Here is a 5461-nt window from a genome sequence, read left to right as displayed (position 1 = left end):
GCGGACGGCACCCCCGCACCGCCCAGCCGCCGTCGAGTATGTCCCTGCGCTCGTCGGAGGGGACGCCTGTGGCCGGTATCCAGTCGAGCGCGAACAGCCCCTGGGCCGCGGCCCGTGCGGCGGCCCGGAGCCGGTCGGTGTCGGCAGGGCGCAGCACCACGGAAGCCGCCGTGAGGACGGGTGCGCCTGTCGGGTCGGCGACGGTGAGCCGCAGTGTCCGGCCACCGCCCGCGCCGGTCTCGTCACCGTCCCTTCCCCCGTCGTGGGGCGAGACGCGGACCCGCACCGTGGTCGCTCCTGTGGCGTGCAGCGTGACCCCGTTCCAGGCGAACGGCAGCCAGACGCGGCCGTCGTCCTCCGCGCTCCCGCTGTCCTTCTCCCCCAGCAGCGCCGGGTGGAGAGCCGCATCGAGGAGCGCCGGGTGGATGCCGAAGCCGTCTGGCTCCTTGCCCGCGGCCTCGGGCAGTTCCACCTCGGCCAGCAGGTCGGCGCCGTCGTACCAGGCGGCCCGCACGCCCTGGAAGGCGGGGCCGTAGCCGTATCCGGCCGCCGCGGCCCGCGTGTAGAAGCCGTCCAGCTCCACGGGGCGCGCGCCTGGCGGCGGCCACACGGCCGCTGCGGACTCCTCCCCGGGCTCCCCCGGGAGCCCTCCCGGGGGCTGCTCCACGGGTGGCACGGCTTCGGGGCCGAGCACGCCGACGGGGCCGAGCACGCCGACGGCGTGACACGTCCAGGGCGCCTGATCGTCGTGGTCGGGGCGCGCATGCACCCTGACGTCGCGCCGCCCCTCCTCGTCGGCCGGGCCCGCCACGACCTGGACGCGTACCCCACCGGAGGCCGGGAGCAGCAGCGGGGTCTGCAGAGCCAGCTCCTCGACGCCCGCGCATCCCACCTCGTCGGCGGCGCGCAGCGCCCATTCGACGAGCGCGGCACCGGGCACCAGCGTGGTGCCGTCGACCTGGTGGTCGGCCAGCCAGGCAGCGCCACCGGTCGCGGCCAGCCGCCCCGTGAGCAGCCGGGTGTCGGCTTCGGCGACCTCGACGGCCGCGCCGAGGAGTGGATGGTCGGCGGAGGTGAGGCCGAGACCCGCCGGGTCGCCACCACCGTCGCCCGTGCCGCCGTGGGCCCAGAACCGCCGGCGCTGGAAGGGGTAGGTGGGCAGCGGCACCGTCCTCGGGGCGGGTCGCTGCGGGAAGCAGGGGCTCCAGTCGACGCGTGCCCCCGCGGTGAACGCATGGCTCACGGCCCGCACCAGCTGCTCGGGGCCACCCTGGTCACGGCGGAGCGTGGGCACGGCGGCCGCGGTGGTGACACCCGCCTCGTCGAAGCACTCCTGGAGGCCGAAGGTGAGTCCCGGATGCGGGCTGGCCTCCACGAACACCCGGTGCCCGTCGGCCAGCAGCGCGGCCACGGCGTCGGCGAACCGTACGGGGCGGCGCAGATTGGTCACCCAGTAGTCGCCGTCCAGGGCCGAGGTGTCCGTACGGGTGCCGGTGACGGTGGAGTAGAAGGCGATCTCCGCGCGCACCGGGCGTACTCCGGAGAGGCGCTCGGTCAGCTCCTCGGTGATCCGGTCGACGAGCGGGCCGTGCGAGGCGTAGTCGACGTCGATCGTCCGGGCCCGCACTCCTTCTTCCTCGGCGTGCGCGACGAGCGCGGCGACCTGCTCGGGCGGGCCGGAGACGACGGTGGAGGCGGGGCCGTTGACTGCGGCCACCACCACCTCGGGGGCCGCGCGCTCAGCCAGCCGGGCCGTGTGCTCCTCTCCCACCGCCAGCGAAGCCATGGCTCCACTGCCGGAGAGCTGCCGAAGTGCCCGGCTCCGTACGGCGACGATCTTGGCGGCGTCCTCCAGGGAGAGCGCCCCCGCCACGCAGGCAGCGGCGATCTCCCCCTGGCTGTGCCCGACGACGGCGGCCGGTACGACGCCGTGCGCCGCCCACACGTCCGCCAGCGCGACCATGGTGGCCCACAGCGCGGGCTGCACCACGTCCACCCGGCCCAGGTCGGCCGCGTCCTCGGCGCCCCGGAGGACATCGGTCAAGGACCAGTCGACGTACGGCGCCAGGGCGCGCTCGCACGCCGCGATCCGGTCCGCGAACACCGGCGAGGAGTCGAGGAGCCCGGCGCCCATGCCCACCCACTGCGAGCCCTGCCCGGGGAAGACCAGCACGGGCGCCGACCCGCCCGAGCCCGCTCCCGCCGCGTCGCCCGGGCCGACGACGGCCGAGTGTTCCTCACCCGAGGCCAGCGCCCGTACGCCCGCCAGCAGTTCATCGCGGTCGGCGCCGACGACGACGGCACGCTGCTCGAAGACGGACCGCGTGCTGACGAGCGACCAGCCGATGTCGGCGGCGGTCGCCCCGTCGGCCGAACCGGTGAACGCCCCGGCGGAGGCATCGGGAGACGCCTCGGAGGATGCCGCCTCGGGGGGTGCCGCCTCGGTGACGCGGTCGGTGTGCTCGGCGAGTTCGCGTGCCCGGGCGCGCAGCGCGGGCACACTCCGCGCGGACAGCACCCAAGGGAGGACGGGCGCTGCTCCGCCTCCCCCCTCCGGCCCGGTCCCGGGAGCCTCGGACGCGGCTTCGGGAGGGGCCACCGGCTCCGGCTGCGGTGCCTGTTCCAGTACGACGTGCGCGTTCGTGCCGGAGATACCGAACGAGGAGACACCGGCCCGCCGCGGTCGGCCGGTGAGCGGCCACTCCTCGGGCGCGGTCAGCAGCCGCACGGCCGCGGCGTCCCACTCGACGTGCGGGGTCGGCTCCTCGATGTGCAGGGACGCGGGCAGGGTGCCGTGCCGCATCGCCAGCACCATCTTGATGACACCCGCCACCCCGGCTGCGCCCTGTGTGTGCCCGATGTTGGACTTCACGGAACCGAGCAGGACGGGCCGGTCCTCGGGCCGGTTCCTGCCGTAGGTCGCGATGATCGCGTCGGCCTCGATGGAGTCGCCGAGGACGGTCCCGGTGCCGTGCGCCTCCACCACATCCACTTCGGACGCCGAGAGCCGCGCGTTGGCGAGCGCGTGGCGGATCACGCGCTGCTGGGAGGGGCCGTTCGGCGCCGTGAAACCGTTGCTGGCCCCGTCCTGGTTGATGGCCGAGCCGCGCAGCAGGGCCAGTACCGGGTGGCCGTTGCGCCGTGCGTCGGACAGCCGTTCCAGCACCAGGACACCGGCCCCCTCGCCCCAGCCGGTGCCGTCGGCGCTCGCGGCGAACGCCTTGCACCGCCCGTCCGGCGACAGACCGCGCTGCCGCGAGAAGCCGGTGAACACCTCCGGAGTGGCCATGACCGTCACACCACCGGCCAGCGCCAGCTCGCACTCTCCCTGGCGCAGCGCCTGACCCGCCAAGTGGATGGCCACCAGGGAGGAGGAACAGGCCGTTTCGATCGTCACGGCGGGCCCCTCCAGGCCCAGGGTGTACGAGACCCGGCCCGACAGCAGACTGGGTGCGTTGCCCGCATACCCCTCGGACGCCTGCGAGGAGCCGCCGCCGCCCTTCGAGCCGTCGCCCGTGGTCGCCGTCCCCGCGTAGACGCCGGTCCGGCTGCCGCGCAAGGTGCCGGGGTCGATACCGGCACGTTCGATCGCCTCCCAGGAGCATTCGAGGAGCACCCGCTGCTGGGGGCTGCTGGCGAGTGCCTCACGCGGTGAGATGCCGAAGAACGAGGCGTCGAACTGGTCGGCGTCGTAGAGGAAGCCGCCCTTGCGGGTGTAGGTGGTTCCCGGGTGGTCGGGATCGGGATGGTAGAGGCCCTCCAGGTCCCAACCACGGTCGGTGGGGAATTCGCCGATCGCGTCGGTGCCCGAGGCCACCAGCTCCCACAACTCCTCCGGCGAGGTGATGTCACCGCCGCCTGGCCCTGTGTCCCCGTCCCGGCCGGTTCCAGGGAATCGGCAGGCCATGGCGACCACGGCCACCGGCTCCTGCGCCTGTTCCTCGACCTGGCGCAGCCGCCGGCGCGTCTCCTGGAGATCGGTGGTGACACGCTTGAGGTATTCGACCAACTGCTCTTCGGTCGCCATCTGGTTCTCACCGGCCCTATCCGCTTGGCGTGCTGCCTGCTGGTGCGCCCTGCCCTGTTCCGTGTGTCGCCGTTCTGCTCCGTACACCGTCGTGTACGGCGTTGTGGCACTTCGTCGTGTACGTCGTCATATGTCGCCGTGCGGCGCTGTAGGTCACTGCTCTTGTGGCACTGCTCTTGTCGCCGATTCGCCGATTTACCGACTCGTCGACTCGGTGTACGTCGCCGGGTCTTCGCCGTCAGCCGTGGTCGTCAGGACGCGCCCAGCTCGTTGTCGATGAAGTCGAGCAGCTGGTCGGCCGTGGCGTCCTGGAGCCGTGTGCCACCGCTGCCGTTCCCGTTGCCTTCGCTGCTGCCGTTGTCGTTGCCGTTGCCCTTCTGGTCCCCCTGGCCGTGCCCGTCGCCGACGTCGCCCGGGAGTGTCTGTGCCGACCTCCACCGGTGGAGCAGGTCCTCCAACCGCGAGGTGACAGCACGGGCGTCGCCGTCCCTCAGTGCGGCGGCGCCCAAGGTGCCCTCCAACCGGGCGAGTTCGTCGAGCACAGGTTCCAGCTCGAACACCTCCTGCGGCCCGCCGTCCGACGTCCCGCTCTGCGGCGCGACCCGCTCCAGCAGCTCCTCGGCAAGCGCGCCGACCCGTGGGTAGTCGAAGATCAGGGCGGGCGGCAGCCGCAGCCCGGTCGCGGCGCCGAGCCGGTTGCGCAGCTCGACGGCCGTCAGCGAGTCGAACCCGAGGTCCTTGAACGAGGCCCCCTCCTGGACCGCTTCGGGATCCGCGTGCCCGAGCACGGTCGCGACATGGCCGCGCACCAGATCGAGCAGCACCCGGTGTCGTTCACCCGCCGACAGCCCGGCCAGCCTGCTGCTCCAGTCCTCCGACTCCGCGCGCACGGCTGTCGCCGCCGTACGCCGTACGCGCCCCTCCGCACCGCCGGCCCCGCCCCTGCCGGTACCGGCGAGCGCGCGGAGTGCCGGTGGCAGCACCTCGGCGGGCTGGGTGGCGAGCGCCCGTACATCGAGATCGATGGCGAGGAGGTGCGGGCGCCCGTCGTGGCGAGTGCTGTCGAACAGCTCCAGCGCGCGATCGGTCGCGAGCGCGCCCACTCCGGAGCGCGCCATTCGGGCGAGGTCGGCTTCGCCGAGCCCGCCGGACATCCCGCTCGCCTCCGCCCACAACCCCCAGCCCACGGAGACACCAGGCAGACCAAGGGAACGACGGTGAACAGCAAGGGCATCACAGAACGCGTTCGCCGCCGCATAGTTCGCCTGCCCAGGGCTGCCCAGCGCTGCCGTGCTCGAGGAGAGGACGACGAAGAAGGAGAGGGGGAGGTGGGCGGTGGCCCGGTGCAGGTTGTATGCGGCCGTGGCCTTCGGCGCCCATACGCCGGCAAGCCGCTCGGCGGACTGCGAGGCCAGCACGGCGTCATCCAGAACA

The 5461-nt window shown here is 73.6% G+C and carries 2 protein-coding genes; both read right to left on the bottom strand.

Annotation, left to right across the window (positions count from 1 at the left end; translation table 11 throughout):
• Positions 1–4027: type I polyketide synthase (locus KBY19_RS35530; RefSeq protein WP_210967491.1), on the bottom strand; the 4027-nt coding region annotated here is incomplete at its 3' end.
• A gap of 251 nt (positions 4028–4278) precedes the next feature.
• Positions 4279–5461 (bottom strand): beta-ketoacyl reductase (locus KBY19_RS35525; RefSeq protein WP_210967490.1); only part of this gene is annotated, 1183 nt, incomplete at its 5' end.

Source organism: Streptomyces sp. B15, from assembly GCF_018070605.1.
Classification (GTDB): Bacteria; Actinomycetota; Actinomycetes; order Streptomycetales; family Streptomycetaceae; genus Streptomyces; species Streptomyces smyrnaeus.
The sequence above is the reverse complement of the archived record's forward strand: the minus strand, read 5'-3'. Positions and strand labels throughout refer to the sequence as shown.